Source organism: Halopseudomonas sp. L-58, from assembly GCF_056859475.1.
Genome location: NZ_JBSXON010000075.1, coordinates 127143 through 148740, shown reverse-complemented (window position 1 = coordinate 148740; position 21598 = coordinate 127143). Strand labels below are relative to the sequence as shown.

General features: G+C 61.3%; 16 protein-coding genes. 10 read left to right on the top strand and 6 right to left on the bottom strand.

The annotated features are described in order from the left end of the window. Positions 1 to 39: 39 nt before the first annotated feature. From AC13EY_RS15060 to AC13EY_RS15015, 10 genes are all read left to right on the top strand, one after another. Entirely contained in the window at positions 40 to 924 is an 885-nt protein-coding gene (locus AC13EY_RS15060) for an NAD(+) kinase (protein WP_088274050.1), read from the top strand. A 7-nt stretch (positions 925 to 931) separates the two neighbouring features. After that, positions 932 to 1891, top strand: coding sequence for a metallophosphoesterase (locus tag AC13EY_RS15055; RefSeq protein WP_228246791.1), 960 nt, complete (start codon positions 932 to 934; stop codon positions 1889 to 1891). 8 nt (positions 1892 to 1899) lie between these two features. Beyond that, positions 1900 to 2736: a rhomboid family intramembrane serine protease gene (locus AC13EY_RS15050; protein ID WP_228246790.1), complete on the top strand. Its 837-nt coding sequence runs from the start codon at positions 1900 to 1902 to the stop codon at positions 2734 to 2736. A gap of 42 nt (positions 2737 to 2778) precedes the next feature. Further along, positions 2779 to 3045 (top strand): YeaC family protein, encoded by a 267-nt coding sequence (locus AC13EY_RS15045; protein WP_228246789.1) that lies wholly within the window; start codon positions 2779 to 2781, stop codon positions 3043 to 3045. Positions 3046 to 3077: 32 nt separating this feature from the next. Continuing rightward, on the top strand, positions 3078 to 3884 hold the full coding sequence (locus AC13EY_RS15040) for a DUF2797 domain-containing protein (RefSeq protein WP_228246830.1): 807 nt from the start codon (positions 3078 to 3080) through the stop codon (positions 3882 to 3884). 80 nt (positions 3885 to 3964) lie between these two features. Continuing rightward, complete coding sequence (gene pepN, locus AC13EY_RS15035; protein ID WP_228246788.1) at positions 3965 to 6619, top strand: aminopeptidase N; 2655 nt, start codon at positions 3965 to 3967, stop codon at positions 6617 to 6619. 261 nt (positions 6620 to 6880) lie between these two features. Continuing rightward, a complete protein-coding gene (locus tag AC13EY_RS15030) occupies positions 6881 to 8008 on the top strand; it encodes a WD40/YVTN/BNR-like repeat-containing protein (RefSeq protein ID WP_228246787.1) in 1128 nt (375 codons plus the stop codon). 27 nt (positions 8009 to 8035) lie between these two features. Continuing rightward, positions 8036 to 10411, top strand: coding sequence for an efflux RND transporter permease subunit (locus AC13EY_RS15025; protein ID WP_088274056.1), 2376 nt, complete (start codon positions 8036 to 8038; stop codon positions 10409 to 10411). A 283-nt stretch (positions 10412 to 10694) separates the two neighbouring features. Beyond that, entirely contained in the window at positions 10695 to 11828 is a 1134-nt protein-coding gene (locus AC13EY_RS15020; protein ID WP_228246786.1) for a YCF48-related protein, read from the top strand. A 24-nt stretch (positions 11829 to 11852) separates the two neighbouring features. After that, on the top strand, positions 11853 to 14207 hold the full coding sequence (locus tag AC13EY_RS15015; protein ID WP_088274058.1) for an efflux RND transporter permease subunit: 2355 nt from the start codon (positions 11853 to 11855) through the stop codon (positions 14205 to 14207). A 526-nt stretch (positions 14208 to 14733) separates the two neighbouring features. On the opposite strand, the gene AC13EY_RS15010 is transcribed toward AC13EY_RS15015, so the two are convergent. From AC13EY_RS15010 to AC13EY_RS14985, 6 genes are read right to left on the bottom strand one after another with little or no spacing between them, the layout of a single operon-like run. Continuing rightward, positions 14734 to 16398: a BatD family protein gene (locus tag AC13EY_RS15010; RefSeq protein WP_482890424.1), complete on the bottom strand. Its 1665-nt coding sequence runs from the start codon at positions 16396 to 16398 to the stop codon at positions 14734 to 14736. Next, on the bottom strand, positions 16395 to 18191 hold the full coding sequence (locus AC13EY_RS15005; protein ID WP_482877092.1) for a vWA domain-containing protein: 1797 nt from the start codon (positions 18189 to 18191) through the stop codon (positions 16395 to 16397). The genes AC13EY_RS15010 and AC13EY_RS15005 overlap by 4 nt, the downstream gene beginning before the upstream one ends. Beyond that, positions 18181 to 19179 (bottom strand): VWA domain-containing protein, encoded by a 999-nt coding sequence (locus AC13EY_RS15000; RefSeq protein WP_228246783.1) that lies wholly within the window; start codon positions 19177 to 19179, stop codon positions 18181 to 18183. Before AC13EY_RS15000 ends, AC13EY_RS15005 begins: the two co-directional genes overlap by 11 nt. Next, complete coding sequence (locus tag AC13EY_RS14995; RefSeq protein WP_228246782.1) at positions 19172 to 19633, bottom strand: DUF4381 domain-containing protein; 462 nt, start codon at positions 19631 to 19633, stop codon at positions 19172 to 19174. Before AC13EY_RS14995 ends, AC13EY_RS15000 begins: the two co-directional genes overlap by 8 nt. Next, on the bottom strand, positions 19630 to 20580 hold the full coding sequence (locus tag AC13EY_RS14990; protein WP_228246781.1) for a DUF58 domain-containing protein: 951 nt from the start codon (positions 20578 to 20580) through the stop codon (positions 19630 to 19632). The genes AC13EY_RS14995 and AC13EY_RS14990 overlap by 4 nt, the downstream gene beginning before the upstream one ends. Before the next feature lie 3 nt (positions 20581 to 20583). After that, the gene (locus tag AC13EY_RS14985) at positions 20584 to 21543 is read right to left on the bottom strand and encodes an AAA family ATPase (RefSeq protein WP_228246780.1); all 960 of its coding nucleotides are present in this window, start codon (positions 21541 to 21543) and stop codon (positions 20584 to 20586) included. Positions 21544 to 21598: the final 55 nt, after the last annotated feature.

Below are 21598 nucleotides of genomic sequence, written 5' to 3'. Positions count from 1 at the left end.
CAGTCTCGGGCATCTCTGACACGAACGCAAAGAGGTGGTATGGATCAGTTCCGCAATATCGGTCTCATCGGACGCCTCGGCAGCGGGCGGGTGGTCGATACCCTCAAACGCCTCAAGCGTTTTCTGCTCGATACCGGGCATACGGTAATCCTGGAGGATGCGGTGGCGGATCTGCTCCCCGGTCATCAGCAGCAGGTTTGTTCGCGCAAGATGATGGGGGAGATCTGCGATCTGGTGATCGTGGTGGGCGGTGACGGCAGCTTGCTTGGCGCGGCCCGGGCGCTGTGCCGCTACAACATTCCGGTGCTGGGGGTTAACCGTGGCGGCCTCGGCTTTCTGACCGATATTCCGCCGGACGAACTGGAACAGAAGGTTGGCGATGTGCTGGCCGGCCAGTACATGGTCGAGACTCGCTTTCTGCTGGACGCCTTCGTGCGTCGCGGCGAGGAGCAGCTGGGTACCAGCGAGGCGCTGAACGATGTGCTGCTGCATCCGGGCAAGTCGGCGCGGATGATCGAGTTTGAGCTGTATGTGGACGGCCAGTTTGTCTACAGCCAGAAATCCGATGGCCTGATTGTCGCCACCCCGACCGGATCGACCGCCTATGCGCTGTCGGCCGGTGGCCCGATCATGCATCCGAAGCTGGATGCCGTGGTGCTGGTGCCGATGTTCCCGCACACGCTGTCGAGCCGACCGATCGTGGTCGATGGCAACAGCGAACTCAAGATCATTATCTCCAAGCAGAGCGGTATCTATCCGCAGGTCAGCTGTGATGGCCAGGTGCACATCTCCTGTGCGCCCGGTGACAGCATTACCATCCGCAAGAAGCCGCAGAAGCTGCGTCTGCTGCATCCGCTGGATCACAACTTCTACGCGATCTGTCGCAGCAAGCTCGGCTGGTCCAGCCGGCTGACGGATCAGTAGGCTACGGATGGTCGAGAATCAGGGTTACGACATCATTGGCGATGTGCACGGTTGTGCGCATACGCTGGAGCGCCTGCTTGAGCTGATGGGCTATCGGGTGCAGGCCGGCGTCTGGCGCCACCCGCAGCGCAAGGCGCTGTTTCTTGGTGACATTATTGACCGCGGTCCGCGTATTCGCGAGGCATTGCATCTGGTCCATGGCATGGTCGAGGCGGGTGAAGCGCAGTGCATCATGGGCAACCATGAGTTCAATGCCCTGTGCTGGGAAACCCGCGCACCGGCCGGCAGTGGCCGCGAGTATCTGCGTGAGCACAACGAGCGCCACCTGCGTCAGATCGGCGACACCCTGGAGCAGTTTGCAAACTGGCCGCAGGAGTGGCGCGACTTTGTCGGCTGGTTCGGCCAGCTGCCGCTGTTTCTCGATTTTGGCCTGTTCCGTATGGTGCATGCCTGCTGGGACGCCCGGCTGATACAGCCGCTGCGTGAGCAGTATCCAGATGGACGGGTGGATCGCGAGTTCATCGAAGCCTCGGTTGAGCGGGGCAGCTTTGCCGCCCAGACCTTTGACCGACTGCTGCGCGGCACCGACATGCGCTTGCCGCACGGCATGACCATGACCGGCAAGGACGGCTTTACCCGGGCCTTCTTTCGCACCAAGTTCTGGGAAGAAGCGCCGCTGACCTATGGCGATGTGGTGTTTCAGCCCGATGCACTGCCCACCGAGATTGCCGCCAGACCGCTCAGCGAGGATCAGCGCGCCGAGTTGCTGATCTATGGTCCGGAACAGCCGATGCTGTTTGTGGGTCATTACTGGCAGCAGGGGCGGCCGCATCCGATTCGCCCCAATCTGGCCTGCCTGGATTACAGCGCGGTCAAGTACGGCAAGCTGGTGGCCTATCGGTGGGACGGCGAGCGCCATCTGGATCGCGACCACTTTGTCTGGGTCGACGTTCCCAGGCTCGATTGAGGTGTTTCATGCTCAAGGCTTTGACCTGTCAGCTCGATGAGGACCTGTCGCCGCTGGTGCGTTTTCTGCGCAGTCGTGGCGTGGTGCACCGAGTGGTGGAAGAGGGTGGCATGCAGGTGGTCTGGGTGGTCGACGAAGCGGCCGCCCAGATTGTTCGCGCGGCCTACGCGCAGGGGCCGCAAGCGCTTGCGGACAGCCCGGCGCCGCAGCGCCCGTCCAGCCAGGCAGCGCAGTTCTGGCGCCGGGCACATCGGTTGATACCGGTTACCCTGGCGGTACTGGCGCTTACCGCTTTGGTGGCATTGCTGACCGGCCTTGGCGGCGACGCGCGTGGCATTGTGATGTTTACCTTTACGCCGCTGGAAGACTCCGGCTACCTGGCGGCGCAGCCCGACATGGCCCAGTGGTGGCGGTTGATTACACCGATCTTCCTGCACTTCGGTGTCATGCATCTGGCGTTCAATGCACTCTGGTACTGGGAGCTGGGTCGGCGTATCGAGATGCGCTCCGGCGGGTTCTGGCTGCTCGGGCTGACGCTGCTTATCGGCGTGCTTTCCAACACCGCCCAGTGGCTGTGGAGTGGCAGCAGCCTGTTTGGCGGGCTCTCCGGCGTGCTCTATGGCCTGCTGGGCTACTGTTGGGTTTACCAGAAGCTCGCGCCCAACGTGTTCTTTGATCTGCCACGCGGCGTGGTCATCATGATGCTGGCGTGGCTGGTGCTGTGCATGACCGGGCTGATCACGCTGCTGGGCTTTGGTGCCATTGCAAACGCGGCGCATGTCAGCGGCTTTGTTGCCGGGTGCGCCATTGGCGCCGTGGCCGGAACGCTGCAGCGGCTGCGGTGAGCGAGTACAATAGCGGTTTTCATCATTCCAGCGGGAGGCGCGATGACCACTTTCATCGATATGCTGCGCAACATCACCCCTGATATTTATCAGAGCCTCAAGCTCGCTGTGGAGATCGGCAAGTGGCCGGATGGCCGCAAGCTGACGCAAGAGCAGAAGGAGCTGTGCCTTCAGGCGATGATTGCCTGGGAACAGGACAACCTGCCGGAAGAGGAGCGTACCGGTTACATGGGGCCGCAGAGCTGCAAGTCGCAGCAGAAAGAGGTGCCGAACATCCTGTTTTCGACCGGTTCGGAGACCCTGCATTGAGTCTTTTGCAGTTCGAAGGCAACGTCAGCAAGATGATCGGTCTGCTCGATACAGCCGACGCTCCGGTCGATTACAGTCTGCCCATCGGCGAAGAGCGGGTGCCGCTGAACGGCCTGCTGGGCAAGACCATACGGCTGGAGGCCATGGGGCCGATTCACTGCGTGCACTGCGGCCGCAAGACCAAGAAGAGCTTTAATCAGGGTTACTGCTACCCCTGCTTTACCAAGCTGGCGCAGTGCGACAGCTGCATCATGAGCCCGGAAAAGTGCCATTACGACCAGGGTACCTGTCGTGAACCGGCCTGGGGCGAGCAGTTCTGCATGACCGACCATATCGTTTATCTGGCCAACTCCTCGGGCCTGAAGGTGGGGATTACCCGGGCCTCTCAGGTGCCGACCCGCTGGGTCGATCAGGGGGCCAGTCAGGCGTTGCCGATTCTGCGCGTCGCTACCCGCCAGCAATCCGGTCTGGTGGAAGACTTGCTGCGTCAGCAGGTGGCAGACAAGACCAACTGGCGTGCCCTGCTCAAGGGCGACCCCGAGCCGCTGGACCTGTGCGCCGAGCGTGATCGCCTGCTCGATAATGCCGAGGCCGGCATAGCCGAGCTGCAGGCGCGATTCGGGCTGCAGGCCGTGCAGCTATTGCCGCAGGCCGAGGCGCTGGAGATTCGTTATCCGGTCGAGCAGTACGTTGCCAAGCCGCAGTCGGCCAACCTGGACAAGGAGCCAGTGCTGGAAGGCACTCTGCTCGGCATCAAGGGGCAGTATCTGCTGCTCGACACCGCAGTCATCAATATTCGCAAGTACACTGCCTATCAGTTGGCCTTCAGCGCCAGTTGAGCCATTTCGGCAGGGCCGCCCTGCAGCGGGGCGGCCGAACATGAATTCAGCGGCCGGTCCGGCCGCAGCGGAGCCTGAACATGCGTACCGAACAACCAAAGACGATATACCTCAAGGATTACAAGGCGCCGGATTACTGGATCGACGAGACCCAGCTGACCTTCGAGCTGTTTGAAGATCATGCATTGGTGCACAGCCGTCTGGCCCTGCGCCTGAATACCGAACGCCATGCCGAGACCGCCTTGCCGCCGCTGGTGCTGGACGGCCAGCAACTGGAGCTGCAAGAGGTGGTGCTGGACGAGCAGGAGCTGGGCGAGGGCGCCTACCAGGTCGACAGTGACAGCCTGACCCTGCAACCGACCCGCGCGCAATTCGAACTGGCCCTGACTACCCGTATCGAGCCGCAGAACAACACTGCGCTGGAAGGGCTGTACAAGTCTGGCAGCATGTTCTGCACCCAGTGCGAGGCCGAAGGCTTCCGCAAGATTACCTACTACCTCGATCGCCCGGATGTGATGAGCCGGTTCACCACCACGGTGATCGCCGAGCGCGAGCGCTATCCGGTGCTGCTATCCAACGGCAACCCGATTGCCTCGGGCGAGCACGAAGGCGGGCGCCACTGGGTCAGCTGGGAAGACCCGTTCCCGAAGCCGGCCTACCTGTTTGCGCTGGTCGCCGGTGACCTGTGTCTGCTGCAGGACAGCTTCACCACCATGAGCGGGCGTACCATTGACCTACGCATCTACGTCGAGCCGGAAAACCGCACCCAGTGCGACCACGCGATGGACAGCCTCAAGCGCTCCATGCGCTGGGACGAAGAGGTCTATGGCCGCGAGTACGATCTGGACATCTTCATGATCGTCGCGGTCAACGACTTCAACATGGGCGCGATGGAGAACAAGGGCCTCAATATCTTCAACTCCAGCTGTGTGCTGGCCCACCAGGACACGGCCACTGATATGGCCTTCCAGCGGGTTGAAGCGGTGGTGGCGCACGAGTACTTCCACAACTGGTCGGGCAATCGGGTGACTTGCCGCGACTGGTTCCAGCTGTCGCTCAAGGAGGGCTTTACCGTCTTCCGCGACTCGGAATTTTCTGCCGACATGAACTCGCGCACGGTCAAGCGCATCGAGGATGTCACCTTCCTGCGGGCCAACCAGTTCGCCGAGGACGCCGGCCCGATGGCGCACCCGGTGCGCCCGGACTCCTTTATCGAGATATCCAACTTCTACACCCTGACCGTGTACGAGAAGGGCGCCGAAGTGGTGCGCATGCTGCACACCCTGTTGGGCGAAGAGGGCTTCCGCAAGGGCACGGACCTGTATTTCGAGCGCCACGATGGTCAGGCGGTCACCTGCGACGACTTTATCAAGGCGCTGGAAGACGCCAACGGTGCCGACTTTACCCAGTTCAAGCGCTGGTACAGCCAGGCCGGCACCCCGCGCCTGAATGTGCGCAGCGAGTACGACGCGGCCAGTCGCGAGTATCGCCTGCATTTCAGCCAGGTCTGCCCGCCGACGCCGGGTCAGCCCGAGAAGCAGCCCCAGGTCATCCCGGTGCGCATGGCGCTGCTGGACCGTGACGGCAACGAAATTCCGTTGCAGCTGGAGGGCAAGGCCCTTGGCAACGAGGCGGTGGTGTCGATTACCGAAGCAGAGCAGACCCTGGTGTTCGAGAATGTACCGAACTGCCCGCTGCCGTCGCTGCTGCGCGGCTTCTCCGCGCCGGTCAAGCTCAGCTACCCGTACAGCCGCGATGATCGGGTGTTTCTTGCCAAGCATGACCCGGACGGCTTCAACCGCTGGGAAGCGGCGCAGGGACTGGCGGTTGACGTGCTGCAGGGGCTGGTCGAGATTCATCGTGCCGGTCGTCCGCTGAACCTGGATCAGCGGCTGGTCGAGGTCATGCGCAGCGTGATTGCCGACGCCGAACTGGATGCTGCCATGGTCGCGGAAATCATCCGTCTGCCCTCCGAAGCCTATCTGATCGAGCTGGCCGAGGTTGCCGACGTGGATGCCATCCACTACACCCGCGAGTGGTTGCGTCGGGCACTGGCCGAGGCACTGCGTGACGAGATGTCGGCGCGTTATCAGATTCTGGCCGCGGCCGGGTCGGGGGCGTTCAGCGCCAAGGCCGATGCCATGGCGGCGCGCAGCCTGAAAAACAGCCTGCTGAGCTATCTGATGCTGACGGCTGAGCAGCAGGTGGTGGGCTGGTGCGTGCGCCAGTTTGTCGAGGCGACCAATATGACTGACCGCCAGGCCGCGCTGGTGGCGCTGGTCAATTCGCCGTTCGAGCAGCAGCGTGAAGCGGCGCTGGCCGAGTTCGCCGAGCGCTGGGCGGAGTACCCTCTGGTCATGGACCAGTGGTTCACCATTCAGGCTGCAGCCAGCCAGCCCGGCGCGCTGGACCGCGTGCGCAAGCTTATGGAGCACCCGCTGTTCACCATGCGTAACCCGAACAAGGTGCGTGCGCTGATCGGCGCCTTTGCCAACCAGAACCTGATCAATTTCCATGCGCTGGACGGCAGTGGCTATGCGTTTCTGGCTGACCGGATCATTGAACTGGATCGCAGTAATCCGCAGATTGCCTCGCGGCTGGTAACGCCACTCAGCCGCTGGCGCAAGTTCGAGCCCAAGCGCCAGGATCTGATGAAGGCGGAGCTGGCGCGCATCATGGCGCAAAGCCCGTTGTCGCCTGATGTCTATGAGGTGGTCAGCAAGTCGCTGGCTTGACCCGGCGAGCCCGCGCCCGTGTTGGGCGCGGGTCTTGAAGTCGGCCTCGATAAATGAGTTACTCAGCACACGCAAGGCCGAAATTTTAATAAAAAATTACCGAGAGGTATTTGTGCAGCGCCTTGCGGGCCTCTAATATGCCTTGTCCGCTGGAGGGATAACTGATTCGGGTGCGCCTGTGTGGGGTGCGGTCCGGGTTGATAATAAAACGTGTTCCCGTAGCGGAGCAGAAGCACCTATAAAAACAAAGAGGGGTGGTGTATGCGTAAGCCGTGCAATTGGCGCGCTCCATTCGTGGCCCGGACAGACCTGAACGCGTCGGGCAACTATCTTAAGAAAGGCTTTTCTCTCAGTGCGTTGACACAGGCCGTGATGCTGTCCGGCATGATGGCACTGGGCGCCGCATCAGCCCATGCCGCCGATGTCGCCGAGGAAAGCGTTCAACCTGCAATCAAGTCGGATCTGGCAGCCCATACCCTGTTGGTCGATGCGGCCGTCGCCGGTGATCGCCTGGTTGCTGTTGGCAGCCGTGGTCACATCGTTTATTCCGATGATCAGGGCAAGACCTGGACACAGGCGAACGTTCCTGTCCGTCAGCTGCTGACAGCCGTCTACTTTGCCGACGACAAGAACGGCTGGGCGGTGGGGCACGATTCGCTGATCCTGCATACCAGTGATGCCGGAGCAAACTGGGAGATGCAATACCGCGATCCCGAGCTGGATCAACCGATTGATCCGGAAGGCCCGAGCTTGCTTGAGCGTCCGCTGATGGATGTCTGGTTCAAGAATGCCAATACCGGTTTTGCAATTGGTGCCTACGGCACCTTCCTGCGTACCGATGATGGCGGCAAAACCTGGGAAGACCGTTCCTACGACATCGATAATCCCGATGGCTTCCATTACAACGCGATCACCGCCGTCAAGGGTGCCGGCCTGATGCTGGCTGGCGAAATGGGTACCCTGTACCGCTCGCCGGACTTCGGTGATACCTGGGAAACCCTGACCGATCTGCCCTATGACGGCTCCTGGTTTGGCGCTTCCGGTACCAGCAGCGATAACGTGGTTCTGGTCTGGGGCCTGCGTGGCAACATGTTCCGCTCCACCGACTTCGGTGACACTTGGGAGCAGGTCGAGCTGCTGACGCCGAACAACGGTCCGCTGGAAGCGACCCTGCTGGGTGGTGGTCTGTCCGGTGACGGCAAGCTGGTGGTCGTCGGTGCTGGCGGCGTTGTGCTGAGCAGTACTGATGGCGGCAACAGCTTTGACGTGATGACCCGTCCTGACCGTATCGCACTGGCTTCTGCCAAGGCGCTGGGTGACGGCGAACTGCTGCTGGTCGGTCAACATGGTGTCGCCACCATGCCGGCAAGCGCCTTGAAAGCTCACTGATAATAATTACAAGCCAGGAGAATCTGGATGTCTTTTGACCAGAGTAACGCACCATTCATGGAGCGGTTGGTATTTAATAACCGCCTTGCCGTGGTGATTATTTTCTCTCTCGTGTCCCTGTTTCTGGGGTATCAGGCGCTGCAGGTGCGACCCGACACCAGCTTTGCCAAGATGATCCCGCTGGAACATCCCTATATCGTCAACATGCTTGAGCACCAGAATGATCTGGCCAACCTCGGCAACTCGATCCGCATTGCGGTCGCCATCGAAGACGGTGATATTTTCAGCACCGAGTACATGGAGACGCTCAAGCAGATCAACGACGAAGTCTTCTTCCTGCCCGGTGTAGACCGTTCGAATCTGCGTTCGCTGTGGACGCCGAACGTGCGCTGGACCGAGGTAACCGAGTACGGTTTCGACGGTGGCCCGGTAACCAACCATCCGTCCTACACCAACGAGGAGGATCTGGAAGAGCTGCGTGCCAATGTCCTGAAATCCGGTGAGATCGGTCGACTGGTCGCGAACAACTTCAAGTCGAGCATCATCGAGGTGCCGCTGCAGGAGTTCTATCCCAATCCGGACAACCAGAGCGAGCTGTTGCGTCTGGACTACAAGCAGTTCTCGCACCTGCTGGAAGAGAAGATTCGTGATCGCTTCCAGTCCGAAAACCCGAACATCAAGATTCACATTGTCGGTTTCGCCAAGAAGGTGGGTGATCTGATCGATGGTCTGATCGGCGTTGTCGGCTTCTTCGGCATTGCGTTCGTCATTACCTTCGTTCTGCTGTACATGTTTACCTGGTGTATTCGCAGTACCGTCTCGGTACTGGTGACCACCGTGATTGCGGTGATCTGGCAGCTGGGTCTGATCAACCTGGTCGGTTTTGGTCTGGACCCGTATTCGATGCTGGTGCCGTTCCTGATCTTCGCCATCGGTATTTCCCACGGGGTGCAGAAGATCAACGGTATTGCCCTGCAGTCCGGTGGGGCGGATAACGCGCTGGTGGCGGCACGTCTGACCTTCCGTCAGCTGTTCCTGCCGGGCATGATCGCGATTCTGGCTGACGCGGTAGGCTTTATTACCCTTTTGGTCATCAAGATCGACGTGATCCACGAACTGGCAATCGGTGCATCCATCGGTGTTGCGGTGATCGTGTTTACCAACCTGATCATGCTGCCGGTCACCATTTCCTATCTGGGCATCAGCAAGAAGGCGGTTGAGCGCTCCAAGCGCGATGCGGTTCGCGAGCACCCGTTCTGGCGCTTCCTGTCCAACGTCGCTCATCCGAATGTGGCGCCCTGGATGGTCATCGTTGCTCTGGTCGCCGGTACTACCTGCTTCGTTTACCAGAAGAACAACATCAAGGTCGGTGACCTGGATGCCGGTGCGCCGGAGCTGCGTCCGGATTCGCGCTACAACAAGGACAACGATTTCATCATCCAGAACTACACCACCAGCTCCGACATTCTGGTTGTCATGGTTGCGACTCCGCCGGAGAAATGCTCTGCCTACGAAACCATGGAAGCGATCGATCAGCTGCAGTGGAAGATGCAGAACCTGGAAGGCGTGCAGTCGGCTGTGTCTCTGGTAACCGTCGCCAAGCAGGTGATCATGGGCTCCAACGAGGGCAACCTGAAGTGGCAGGGGCTGTCGCGTAACCAGGATGTGCTGAACAACGCCATCAGCCGTGCGCCGTCGGGCATGTTCAACGCGGCCTGTTCGCTGGCTCCGGTCATGGTCTTCCTGGATGACCACAAGGCTGACACCCTCAAGCGCGCCACGGCGGCCGTCGAAGAGTTCGCAGCCGAGTACAACACCGATGACATGGAGTTCAAGCTGGCGGCCGGTAACGCCGGTATCGAGGCGGCAACCAACGAGATCATCTCCAGCTCCGAACTGCTGATTCTGGTGCTGGTGTACATCTGGGTAGGTGTGATGTGCATGATCACCTTCCGTTCGCTGCCGGCGACCATCTGTATCGTACTGCCGCTGATCCTGACCTCGGTGCTCGGTAACGCGCTGATGGCCTTCCTCGGCATTGGTATGAAGGTGGCAACGCTGCCGGTTATCGCACTGGGCGTGGGTATCGGTGTGGACTACGGTATCTATATCTACAGCCGTCTGGAGAGCTTCCTGCGTCAAGGCATGCCGCTGCAGGAGGCCTATTACGAGACCCTGCGCTCCACTGGTAAGGCGGTACTGTTTACCGGTCTGTGTCTGGCGATCGGTGTCGCGACCTGGATCTTCTCTGCAATCAAGTTCCAGGCTGACATGGGTCTGATGCTGACCTTCATGTTCCTGGTCAACATGATCGGTGCGATGCTGCTGCTGCCGGCACTGGCGCGCTTCCTGATCAACCCGGAGAAGGTACGGAAGTCCAGCGGTAGCAAGCTGTCTCATTGATAGCTGACTGCTGTAAAGAAACCCGCCAACCGGCGGGTTTTTTTATGTCTTGGCGCCTGCTTTCAATCGCCGGTGCCACGGATTATTCGCCAGCCTGCACCAATACATCATGCATTCAATAAACTGTGTGACGAAATATTGCAGTGAAAATGCGGGCTTCTGCATTGATAACGTGATTAACAAAAGATAACCGTGAGCCGTTGGCGCCGCCTCCCCGTGCTCGTTACCATGGGCAGTCCCGTTCAATAACGGAAAGATGGATAACAATAAGGGGGAATGGTGTATGCGCGAGCCCACTCGTTGGCGCACTCAAACGACTCAACTGGCCTTTGCCATCGGCCAGCGGGCGCAGTTCCGCAAGCAATCCTTTGCTGCACGTGTGCTCAAGGCCGCTGGCCTGGGCGCTGTACTGATGACCGCATCAATCACACCCGCTCTGGCTGCCGATACCGTTGCTGAAGCACCCAAGCCGGCGATCATGTCTGATCTGGCCAGTCACTCTCTGCTGCTGGATGTCGCGTCTGCCGGCGATCGTCTGGTGGCCGTGGGCAGCCGTGGCCATATTGTCTATTCGGATGATCAGGGGGCAAGCTGGACTCAGGCTGCGTCTCCGGTCCGCCAACTGCTGACGGCGGTGTATTTCGCCGATGCCAATAACGGCTGGGCAGTCGGCCACGATGGCGTGATCCTGCATTCCAGTGATGCCGGTGCCAGCTGGGAGCTGCAGTACCGTGACCCCGCCCTGGATGAAGCGGCCGATCCGGATGGCCCGGGCCTGCTTGAGCGCCCGCTGATGGACGTCTGGTTCCGTGATGCCAACACCGGTTTTGCCTTCGGTGCCTATGGTACTTACCTGCGCACCGATGACGCGGGCAAGACCTGGGAAGACCTGTCTTTCGACATCGATAACCCCGATGGCTTCCACTACAACGCGGTGACCGCCGTGCAAGGCACAGGCCTGTTCCTGGTTGGCGAGATGGGCACCATGTACCGTTCCCCCGACTTTGGTGACAGCTGGGAAACCCTGCAGACGTCGCCCTATGACGGTACCTGGTTCGGTACCGCCGGTACCGGTCTTGAAGGCCAGGTCGTAGTCTGGGGTTTGCGCGGCAACATGTACCGCTCGGCTGATTTCGGCGAAAGCTGGGAGCAGGTCGAGCTGCACACCCCGAACAACGGCCCGCTGGAAGCAACCCTGCTGGGTGGCAACCTGTCTGCTGACGGTTCGCTGTCGGTTGTTGGCGCCGGTGGCGTGGTAGTGACCAGCACCGATCATGGCAAGACCTTCAATGTTGCGGTTCGTCCGGACCGCGTTGCCCTGGCAACAGCCAAGCGCCTGCCAGACGGCGAGCTGGTGCTGGTCGGCCAGCAAGGCGTGGTCAAGGCGGCAGCCAACGGCCTGCCCGAAAACCAATAACAAACAGCTGCCAGGAGAGTCTGGATGTCCAAGCTTCATCAGGAAACGAGCGCTCCCTTTGTGGAACGCTTGATCTTCAACAATCGGATTGTTGTTCTTCTGCTGTTCGCGCTGCTGACCGTGTTCTTCGGTTATCAGGCTGCGCAGGTCAAGCCCGATACCAGCTTCGAGAAGATGATTCCTCTCAAGCATCCCTACATTGCCAACATGATCGCGCACGAGAACGATCTGCCGAACCTCGGCAACTCGATTCGCATCGCTGTCGAGATCAAGGATGGCGACATCTTCAGTACCGAGTACATGGAGACCCTCAAGCGGATCAACGACGAGGTGTTCTTCCTGCCCGGTGTTGACCGCTCCAACCTGCGCTCGCTGTGGACGCCGAACGTGCGCTGGACCGAGGTGACCGAATACGGTTTCGATGGTGGTCCGGTTGCCAATCGTCCGGCCTATCTGAGCGAGGCCGACCTGGAAGAGCTGCGCGAAAACGTGCTCAAGTCCGGTGAAATCGGTCGTCTGGTGGCGAACAACTTCAAGTCCACCATCATCGACATCCCGCTGCAGGAAGCGTATCCCAACCCGGAGAATCAGGGCGAACTGATTCAGCTCGACTACGGCGATTTCTCCCGTCAGCTGGAAGAGAAGATCCGCAGCGAGTTTCAGGGCGAGAACCCGAACATCCAGATTCACATTGTCGGCTTTGCCAAGAAGGTTGGTGACCTGATCGACGGCATCATCAAGGTAGTGATGTTCTTCGGTGCTGCGCTGCTGATCACCTTTGTTCTGCTGATGATGTTCACCCGCTGCCTGAAAAGCTCGATCACCACACTGGTGTGCTCGGTTATCGCGGTGGTCTGGCAGCTTGGCTTGCTGCGTACCCTGGGCTTTGGTCTGGACCCGTACTCGATTCTGGTTCCGTTCCTGGTATTTGCCATCGGTATTTCCCACGGTGTGCAGATCATCAATGGCATGGCGATCGAGTACACCAACGCCGATGACAGCCAGACCGCTGCCCGTCGCGCGTTCCGTGCACTGTACATCCCGGGCATCGTTGCACTGATTTCAGATGCGGTCGGCTTCGTAACCCTGCTGCTGATCGAGATCGAGGTCATCCGTGAGCTGGGTATCGCAGCGTCCGTGGGTGTGGGTGTGATCATCCTGACCAACCTGATGCTGCTGCCGATCCTGATGTCCTACATCGGTATCAGCCGCAAGGCGGTCGAGCGCAACCGCAACATGGCCAACCGTCCGCAAGGCCTGTGGCTCGGTGTTGCCAAGTTTGCTCATCCGACGGTCGCGCCGATTTCGGTCGTGCTGGCCATCATCGCCTTCGGCTTTGGTATCTATCACGGCAAGAACGTGGCCATCGGCGACCTGGATCCGGGTGCTCCGGAGCTGCGTGCCGACTCGCGCTACAACCTGGATAACCAGTTCATCATCGAAAACTATTCCACCAGCTCCGACATTCTGGTGGTCATGGTCAAGACGCCAGACGAGATGTGCTCGGCCTACGAGACCATGGAGGCCATCGATCAGCTGGAATGGCGGATGAACAACCTGGAAGGCGTCCAGTCGGCGGTATCGCTGGTGACGGTAGCCAAACAGGTGATCATGGGTAACAACGAGGGCAACCTGAAGTGGCAAACCCTCTCGCGTAACCAGGACAACCTGAACAACGCCATCAGCCGTGCGCCGTCGGGCATGTTCAACTCGGCCTGCTCGCTGGCTCCGGTCATGATCTTCCTGGACGATCACAAGGCAGACACCCTGAAGCGGGCGACCGCAGAAGTGGAAGCGTTCGCTGCCGAGTACAACACCGAGGACATGCAGTTCCTGCTGGCTGCCGGTAATGCCGGTATCGAAGCGGCGACCAACGTCGTGATCGAAGCGTCCCAGACCAAGATGCTGCTCACCGTATACGCGGTGGTCATCCTCATGTGTCTGATTACCTTCCGTTCGATCCGCGCGGTGCTGTGTATCATCATCCCGCTGGCCCTGACCTCGGTTCTGGCCAACGCCCTGATGGCATTCCTGGGCATCGGCGTGAAGGTGGCAACGTTGCCGGTGATTGCGCTCGGTGTGGGTATCGGTGTCGACTACGGCATCTATATCTACAGCCGTTTGGAAACCTATCTGCGTCAGGGCCTGCCGCTGCAGGAGGCCTACTATGAAACCCTGAAGACCACGGGTAAGGCCGTGACCTTCACCGGCTTCACCCTGGCCATTGGTGTGGCGACCTGGATTTTCTCCGCGATCAAGTTCCAGGCCGACATGGGTATCCTGCTGACCTTCATGTTCCTGTGGAACATGTTCGGCGCACTCTGGCTGCTGCCGGCACTGGCTCGCTTCCTGATCCGTCCGGAGAAGCTGCGTAGCTGAGTAGTTTGAGCTGCACAAAAAAACCGCCTTCGGGCGGTTTTTTTGTGGGGGGCGGTTCAACGCTGAGTTTCGAGATAAACGCATCTGTTGGAGGTCGTTGCTCAGCGGTCCGGGGAGGGCAGGGGTAATGCTGTAACTGGGAAGAGATAATTCGAGTAGCAGAGCTGTTTGCCGAGTTGCCGCGATCCTCATTTTTCGCCTTTCCTGGCGAGCCAAGGGGGACCGCTTGCCCGGCCCCCCTTAGCAATCCCCCCGGGCACCCGGCTACGCGGCCCTGCGGGTTCGCTGCGTTGCTCGGTCTGGCGGGGGCCGGCAGAACTCGTCGCTACGCTCCTCAAACAGGCTGCCGTCCTTCTTCCCGCCAGCCCTGCGCTACTCGCCCGCGTAAACGGGACTAACCCCGATGCACACTCGACCATCGGTGCCGTATTGGACCGACAGTAGGGAGGCTCAGTTAATGAGATTCGATGATCTGCCAAGGCAGACCTTGTTGGGCGTCGATACGACAAACCAAGGTTTGTCTGCGTTACACATCCGGATATAACGGCTCTATTGCATTTTCACCCAGCGCTTCGGCCTCGCGCTGGCGGGCTTGGGTTACCTTGCGAACGGCGCGCCAGAGCGGTTTTCCGCGCCAGGCGTGTTCGGTCTGGCCAAACAGACAGCCGTTCAGGTCATCCAGCGCATCGGCAAGGATGGGGTGGGCGTGGCTGAGGGCGATGAGGTCGCTTTCCTGCTGCTTGGCCCAGTGCTCCAATGCCTTGCGGGCCTCGGCAGGCTGGTTGTGACGACAGGCTGTTTGCAGGTCGGCCAGCGGATTCCCGGCCTGATCGGCTTCGAGATTGACCGTATCTTCGCCCAGCTCATCGAGGGCGATCAGGGCACGTCGGGCGGTGCGCAGCTGCAGCAGCGCCCAGCCCAGTGCCGCCAGCAGCAATGCGGTAGCAAGCTGCCACGGCCAGAGCAGTGGCAACTCGCCGGCGGGTTGGCTGGGGTAGGGGGCACTGGTGTCGTTAAAGCTGCTGTTGCCGCGAACCGTCAGGGTTACGGCGTCGAGCTCGGACACTTCCAGCTGGTCGGTGGTGGTGTTCCACCATTGCACACGGATCGCCGGCACGGTGAAACGTCCTGCGTGACGCGCCACCACCGCCGAGCTTTCCTGGCGCAGCCCCAGTATGCCGTTGCTCGACAGTTGGTTCTCCAGCTGGGGCTGGTCGCTATATTGGCGCAGCTCGTCTTGGTCATTGGTCAGGGTATTGAGTTCAGGCAACTGGGTTGCGGTTAGCCCGTCCGCCTGGATCGACAGGGTTCTTGTCAGCGGCTCTCCGCGGGTCAGCTCGGTACTCGGATCAGGCTGCCAGTTCTGGCTCAGCCTGACCTGTCTGGCGGGAAGCCAGGGAACGCCTGCAGGGTAGGTGGCGGGGATGGATTTGACGGTCAGTTGCTGGCTCGGCGATCGCAGCTGAATAAAGCGGGCGTTATGGGTTCCGGGTTGGCCTTCGGAGGCGCGCGGCGGCACCGCGGTGGCGCTGAACAGTTGGGAGGGAATGTCCAGTGTGCCGCTGTGCTGCGGATAGATGGCATAGCGGACCTCAATGACACCGTGGATGACGCCGTTGATCTCCTGCTCGTAGGTTTTGGGCGCGCCGAGCGTCTCAACGCGGGCATCGGGTATTTCCAGCCCGCTGAGGGTCGAGTCGTCGTACAGCGAGACCGAATGGTAGATACGCAGGGTCAGCAGCACCTGGGCCTGAACATAGGGCGTGCGGGTATCCAATTCACTGTCGATGAAGATCGGCGCAATGTCGGATGGACTGATATCGCGAGCCTGCTCGGCGCTCAGCACGCGCAGGGTAACCGGCTCGCTGCGCTCATCGGCCAGTTGCAGCGGAGGAATCACCACAAAGCCGGTGCGCAGCGGCATCAGGCGCACGATCCAGCGGGTCACCGGCAGGCTGCGTCCGTTGATGGTACTGACCAGATTGAGCTTGCGGCTGGATTCGATCCTGAAGTGTTGCTCCAGCGGAGTCAGGTCCGGCGCATCATCGCGCTTTGCCAGAGTGCTTTCCAGGGTCAGTTCCAACGGTTGCCCTTCGATCAACTGGGTGCGATCCACACTTGCCTGCAAAGCCGCGAAAGCGGGCAGACCGATGGTTAGCAGTAGCAGGGTGAAAAGCAGCTGGCGCATCATCGAGGGCGTCCGTCGTTTTGTTGCAGGTGCTGATACAGGAACTTGCGACGCAGCAGCTCAGCAGGGTTATCGGGTATGTCCCGCAGCCATTGTTGCACAGCCTGGCGCTGTTCGATCTGTCGCCGACCGCCGGCACCGCCGCCCATGACGGTGCTGTCGCCGTTCTCCAGCTCCGGACTGTCGATCAGTTCCCCGGCAACCGCTGGTTCACTGCTGCTGCCCGTGCTTTCGGCATTGTTCGCGGAGCTGCTGGCGGAGCTTGCGGATATACCGGTCTGGGCGCCGGGTTTGTCGGCATCGGCTGCGCTGGCGTTCGATACGCCGGCACCGTCTTCGGTGTCGCTGCTGCGATTGCCGCTGCCAGCGCCGGTTTCGGGTTGCGGCGCAGACTCTGTCCCGTCGGGTGCGGTCTGTTCGGTTTTCTGTTCTGCCAGATAGGCTTCAACCCGCTCGCGGTTGTGACGTGCTGCGGTATGGTCGGGTGCCCGTGTCAGTGTCTGTTCGAAGGCCGCGAGCGCGGCGGGGTAGTCGCCAGCGAGCGCCAGGGCGGTACCGTGGCTGAAATGCAGTTCCGCATTGTCCGGCTGCTGCTCGGCCAGCGTGCCCCAGACCTCTGCCGCTCCGGCGTAGTCGCCGCTCTCAAGCAGGGCATGGGCTCGCCACTGCGGGTCTTCGAAGCGTGCTGCCGCGTCCGCTGCCCGTCCCTCGGCCATCATGGCTGCGGCCTGCTGGTCGGGTCGTAACCACAGATCGGCCCAGCTCATTGCAGAGGCCGGCGGTGGCAGCCAGATGGCGCAGAACATCAGCAGCAGCCAGCCACGGCGTGCGCCAAGGGCCACTAGTGGCAGTAGAAGCAGCACAAGCCAGTAGCCCTGGTCGCTGCGCTGACGTTGTTCGGCGCTCGCCTGTTGCGCTGCCTGCTCGCTGTTGAGCAGTTGGGTCATATCACTGTCATCCAGAGTCATGCGGGCGTAGCGTCCGCCATGCGAGTAGGCGAACTCGGCCAACTCGGGTTCATTCAGACGTGGCAGCAGGATGCGCCCCTTGTCGTCGCGCATGAAGCCGCCCTCTGCCAGTGGTACCGGTGCGCCATCGGCAGTTCCGATGCCAATGACCTGCAGACTGTCGCCCAAGCGCTCGGCGGCCAGTTCAAGACGAGCGCGGTCAAGGTCCTCGATACCGCTGGTCAGCAACAATACCTGAGTGGCGCTGTCACCTTGTTCATTGCGCAGGCTGGCGGCCAGCAACAGGGCCTGGTCGGCCTGCTGGCCCCGAACCGGCATGATGTCGGGATGCAGGGCGTCGAGCAGATTGATCAGCGTGCGGTGATCTCGAGTCAGCGGTGCGACCAGGTGAGCACTGCCGGCGTAGGCAACAAGCGCTGCCCGGCGGTCGGGGTAACGCTCCAGAATGTCGCGAATCTTGCGTTTGGCGCGCTCCAGCCGCGTCGGTTGCAGGTCATTGGACAGCATGCTGCGCGACACCTGCAGCACCAGGATCAGGCTGCTGCTGTCTTCACGTTGTACGCCGTCGGTTGACTCCCAGGCCGGGCCGGCGAGGGCGATCAGACCCAGTGTCCAGACGGCGGCCAGCAGCAGATAGCGGCCGATGTAATGCCGGCCCGGCTGACCCTCTACCAGCGCCTTGCGCATCGCCGTCGGCAGCAGACTGTCCCAGCCCGAGCGTTGACGGCGATGGCGGTACAGGTACCAGCACAACGCCAGGATCGGCACTATGCCGAGCAACCAGAGCGGGCGCAAAAAGGTGAAGGGCAGCATGGGTTCAGTCGGCATGCAGCCTCCGGCGCAGCGAGGGGCTGCTCCACAACAGGCTGATCAGTAGCGCGATGGCCAGCGGCCAATGGTAAAGCGGCAGTGCCTGGCGAGTCGCCGGGCCACTGCGCAGGCTGGGTTCAAGCTGCTCGATGCGCTCGACGGCGCTCGCCAGCGAGGCGCTGTCGCGCACTCTGAAGTAGGCGCCGTCGGTAATCTTGGCGATTTCCTGCAGGGTTGGTTCATCCAGATCGCTGGCCGGATCGGCATTGCCCTCGAGCAGACTCATCAGATCCGTGTTGCCCTGACTTTCAGCGCCGACGCCGATGGTGAAGATCCGAATATGCTCGTCAGCGGCAAGTCTTGCGGCCTGAATCGGCGATATGCTGCCGGCGGTATTGGCGCCATCGGTTACCAGCAGCAACACCCGGCTGTTGGTTGGCTGTTCCATCAGGCGCTTGATGGCCAGGCCAATGGCATCGCCAATGGCGGTATCGCGCCCGGCCAGGCCGATAAAGGCTTCATCCAGCCATTGCCGGACGCTGTGCAAATCGTATGTCAGCGGGGACTGCACGTAGGCGCGGGTACCGAACAGGATCAGACCGATGCGGTCACCGGTGCGCTGTTCGATCAGCGCATCAAGCCAGTGCTTGACCACGCTGAGTCGGTCGCTGGGCTGGTCATCCAGGCGCATGTCACGGGTGTCCATGCTGGCTGACAGATCCACCGCCAGCATCATGTCGCGGCCGCTGCTCGGGGGCGGCAAGGGGGCGCCGAGCAGTTGCGGGCGAGCCGCCGCCAGCACCAGCAGCAGCCAGATCAGAATGAGCGGTGCGGAGCGTCGATGGGTGCCCGCAGCGGAGAGTTGGGCGGCATTCAGCCTCTGCAGACGTGCCAGAAAGGCGATCTGCAGCGCGGCCTCTGGCCGTTTTGCCGGCGGCAGCACCCAGCGCAGCAGCCATGGCAGCGGCAGCAGCAGAAGACTCGCGGGCCAGGCCAGTTCAAACATGATTGTGCCTTATCCAGCGCAGCAGCTCGCGTTGCAGGACGCGGCGATCAGCAACACTGAGGTGGGCATCGGCCTGGTACAGGGTGCCACCAAGTGGTGCCAGCACGTCGGCCCGCGGCTTGGGGTAGTGCTGGCACAGGTAGCTGACCCAGGCGTTGCCATACAGCCGGGTAGCGGCAACCTCGCCGCGGCTTTTCAGATGGCGCTTGAGCTGGGTGTTGAGTGCGGCCAGCCAGTCGTGATCCGAGAGGTCGTCGGCAATTTCCCAAAGAATGCGCTGGGCCTTGAGCCGCCTGCGTTGCCGGCGCCGGTTCAGCAGTATCGCCAGTGGTGAGAGGATGACCAGCAGCAACAGCAGCAGGGCGAGCGCGATCCAGCCCGGCGCCGGGGGCCACCAGCTGATCGGGGGCGGCAGGGCGGGCAGCAGCAGGCTGCCTTCCAGCGGGCTGGTCATGTCTGCGGCGCCTTTGGCAGGCTGCCGAAGTTGTCGCGCAGTTGCTCGTGGGCGGGTGACCGGGTGTCCAGCGGCAGCAGACTGCAGCGCAGGCGGCGAGCGAGTCTGAGCCAGGCCTGGCGCTGGGACTGGAACTGGGCGGTGTAGGCTTCACGCAGCGAGGTGTCGCCGCTGTTGAGGGTCAGCCGTTGTTCTCCCTGGACAAAATCCAGTGCACCGTTGGCGGGTAGCTCGCTGTCGAGCGGATCAAATACCGGCAGCAGGATCAGGTCGTTGTGACCGGCCAGCGGCACCAGCAGGCTCTGGTTCAGACCATCGATGGCAGCGTGATCACAGACGATGTACAGGATGCTGCCCGGACGAATGATTTCCCGACTATGGCGTAGCGCCAGATTGAGCGCCTCGGAAGCCGGCTCAAGCGGTTCCGAAGGTTCAGGTGTCAGCAGGTGATTGGCCTGAACCAGCAGCTGCAACAGTTGGAGCAGAGCCTTGCGGTCGCGCCGTGGACGTACCTCGTGGCATTGTCCGGGGCCAAACACCATGCCACCAACTCGATCGTGGTGTGCCAGTGCCGTCCAGGCGATCAGGGCGCAGGTTTCTGCGGCCAGTACCGATTTGAGGCAGCGCTGGCTGCCGAAGAACAGCCGGGGACTCTGCTCGCCGATCAGGAACACCGGGCGTTCACGTTCTTCGTTGAATACCTTGGTGTGCACCTTCTGGCTGCGTGCGGTTACCCGCCAGTCGATGTTGCGAATGTCATCGCCCGGCAGGTAGGCGCGAACCTGATCAAAGTCGACCCCTCGGCCACGCAGGCGCGAGTTTTGCTGACCGGTCTGCCGGCCGCTGCGTACCGGGCGGGTGAACAGGGGCAGCTCGTGGCAATGTCGGCGTGTCGCCAGCAATGCGTCGAGGCTGGTGTGCAGGGCCGGATCAAGGTTGACCGTCATGGTTCAGACAACAGGGACCGAGTCGATAAGCAGGTTGATCGCCTGGTCACTGTCGATGCCGGCTGCTTCGGCTTCAAAGCTCAGCAGAACCCGGTGACGCAGCACATCGTGGGCAATTGCCTGCACATCCTCCGGACTGACGAAATCACGGCCGGCCAGCCAGGCGTGGGCGCGGGCGCAGCGATCAAGGGCGATGGTGCCGCGCGGACTGGCACCCATTTCGAGCCATTCGGCCAACTGCGGGTTGTACTGGTCAGGGCGTCGGGTCGCCATCACCAGCTGGATGAGGTATTCCTCCACCGCCTCGGCCATAAACAGGTCCAGTACCTCCTGGCGGGCGGCCAGAATGCTTTGCTGGGTGATGCGCTCGGCCATTTTCGGTTCGTCGCCGCGCGCTTCGCCGCGGGCCAGTTGCAGGATCTGACGCTCCAGCGCCGCATCCGGAAAGCCGATCCGCACGTGCATCAGAAAGCGGTCAAGCTGTGCCTCAGGGAGCGGGTAGGTGCCTTCCTGCTCGATCGGGTTCTGGGTCGCCATCACCATGAACAGCTCGGGCAAGGCGTAGGTCTGGCGACCGATGCTGACCTGACGCTCGGCCATTGCCTCAAGCAGCGCCGACTGGACCTTGGCCGGAGCACGGTTGATTTCGTCAGCCAGTACCAGGTGATGAAAAATTGGCCCTTGCTGGAAACTGAAGGTGGTGGTTTCCGGGTGGTATACCTCGGTGCCGGTGATGTCGGCCGGCAGCAGATCCGGGGTGAACTGGATTCGATGAAAATCCGCTTCGATGCCTTCGGACAGGGCCTTGATCGCCTTGGTCTTGGCCAGACCGGGCGCACCTTCGACCAGCACGTGGCCGCCGGCGAGCAGGCTGATCAGCATGCGATCGATCAGATGCTCCTGGCCGAAAATGTGCTGGCCCATAAAGGCCTTCAACTGCAGCAGGGATTCCCGATGGGTCATGTGTTATCCGTTGTCCTGGTTCACTGGCTGGCGTCAGTGTACGTCACTTTAACGA

What these genes read in the sequence shown, in the direction of transcription:
- AC13EY_RS15060 (WP_088274050.1), top strand. Translation starts at nt 40, where the DNA reads ATGGATCAGTTCCGCAATATCGGTCTCATCGGACGCCTCGGCAGCGGG.
- AC13EY_RS15055 (WP_228246791.1), top strand. Translation starts at nt 932, where the DNA reads ATGGTCGAGAATCAGGGTTACGACATCATTGGCGATGTGCACGGTTGT.
- AC13EY_RS15050 (WP_228246790.1), top strand. Translation starts at nt 1,900, where the DNA reads ATGCTCAAGGCTTTGACCTGTCAGCTCGATGAGGACCTGTCGCCGCTG.
- AC13EY_RS15045 (WP_228246789.1), top strand. Translation starts at nt 2,779, where the DNA reads ATGACCACTTTCATCGATATGCTGCGCAACATCACCCCTGATATTTAT.
- AC13EY_RS15040 (WP_228246830.1), top strand. Translation starts at nt 3,078, where the DNA reads ATGATCGGTCTGCTCGATACAGCCGACGCTCCGGTCGATTACAGTCTG.
- pepN (WP_228246788.1), top strand. Translation starts at nt 3,965, where the DNA reads ATGCGTACCGAACAACCAAAGACGATATACCTCAAGGATTACAAGGCG.
- AC13EY_RS15030 (WP_228246787.1), top strand. Translation starts at nt 6,881, where the DNA reads ATGCGTAAGCCGTGCAATTGGCGCGCTCCATTCGTGGCCCGGACAGAC.
- AC13EY_RS15025 (WP_088274056.1), top strand. Translation starts at nt 8,036, where the DNA reads ATGTCTTTTGACCAGAGTAACGCACCATTCATGGAGCGGTTGGTATTT.
- AC13EY_RS15020 (WP_228246786.1), top strand. Translation starts at nt 10,695, where the DNA reads ATGCGCGAGCCCACTCGTTGGCGCACTCAAACGACTCAACTGGCCTTT.
- AC13EY_RS15015 (WP_088274058.1), top strand. Translation starts at nt 11,853, where the DNA reads ATGTCCAAGCTTCATCAGGAAACGAGCGCTCCCTTTGTGGAACGCTTG.
- AC13EY_RS15010 (WP_482890424.1), bottom strand. Translation starts at nt 16,398, where the DNA reads ATGATGCGCCAGCTGCTTTTCACCCTGCTACTGCTAACCATCGGTCTG.
- AC13EY_RS15005 (WP_482877092.1), bottom strand. Translation starts at nt 18,191, where the DNA reads ATGCCGACTGAACCCATGCTGCCCTTCACCTTTTTGCGCCCGCTCTGG.
- AC13EY_RS15000 (WP_228246783.1), bottom strand. Translation starts at nt 19,179, where the DNA reads ATGTTTGAACTGGCCTGGCCCGCGAGTCTTCTGCTGCTGCCGCTGCCA.
- AC13EY_RS14995 (WP_228246782.1), bottom strand. Translation starts at nt 19,633, where the DNA reads ATGACCAGCCCGCTGGAAGGCAGCCTGCTGCTGCCCGCCCTGCCGCCC.
- AC13EY_RS14990 (WP_228246781.1), bottom strand. Translation starts at nt 20,580, where the DNA reads ATGACGGTCAACCTTGATCCGGCCCTGCACACCAGCCTCGACGCATTG.
- AC13EY_RS14985 (WP_228246780.1), bottom strand. Translation starts at nt 21,543, where the DNA reads ATGACCCATCGGGAATCCCTGCTGCAGTTGAAGGCCTTTATGGGCCAG.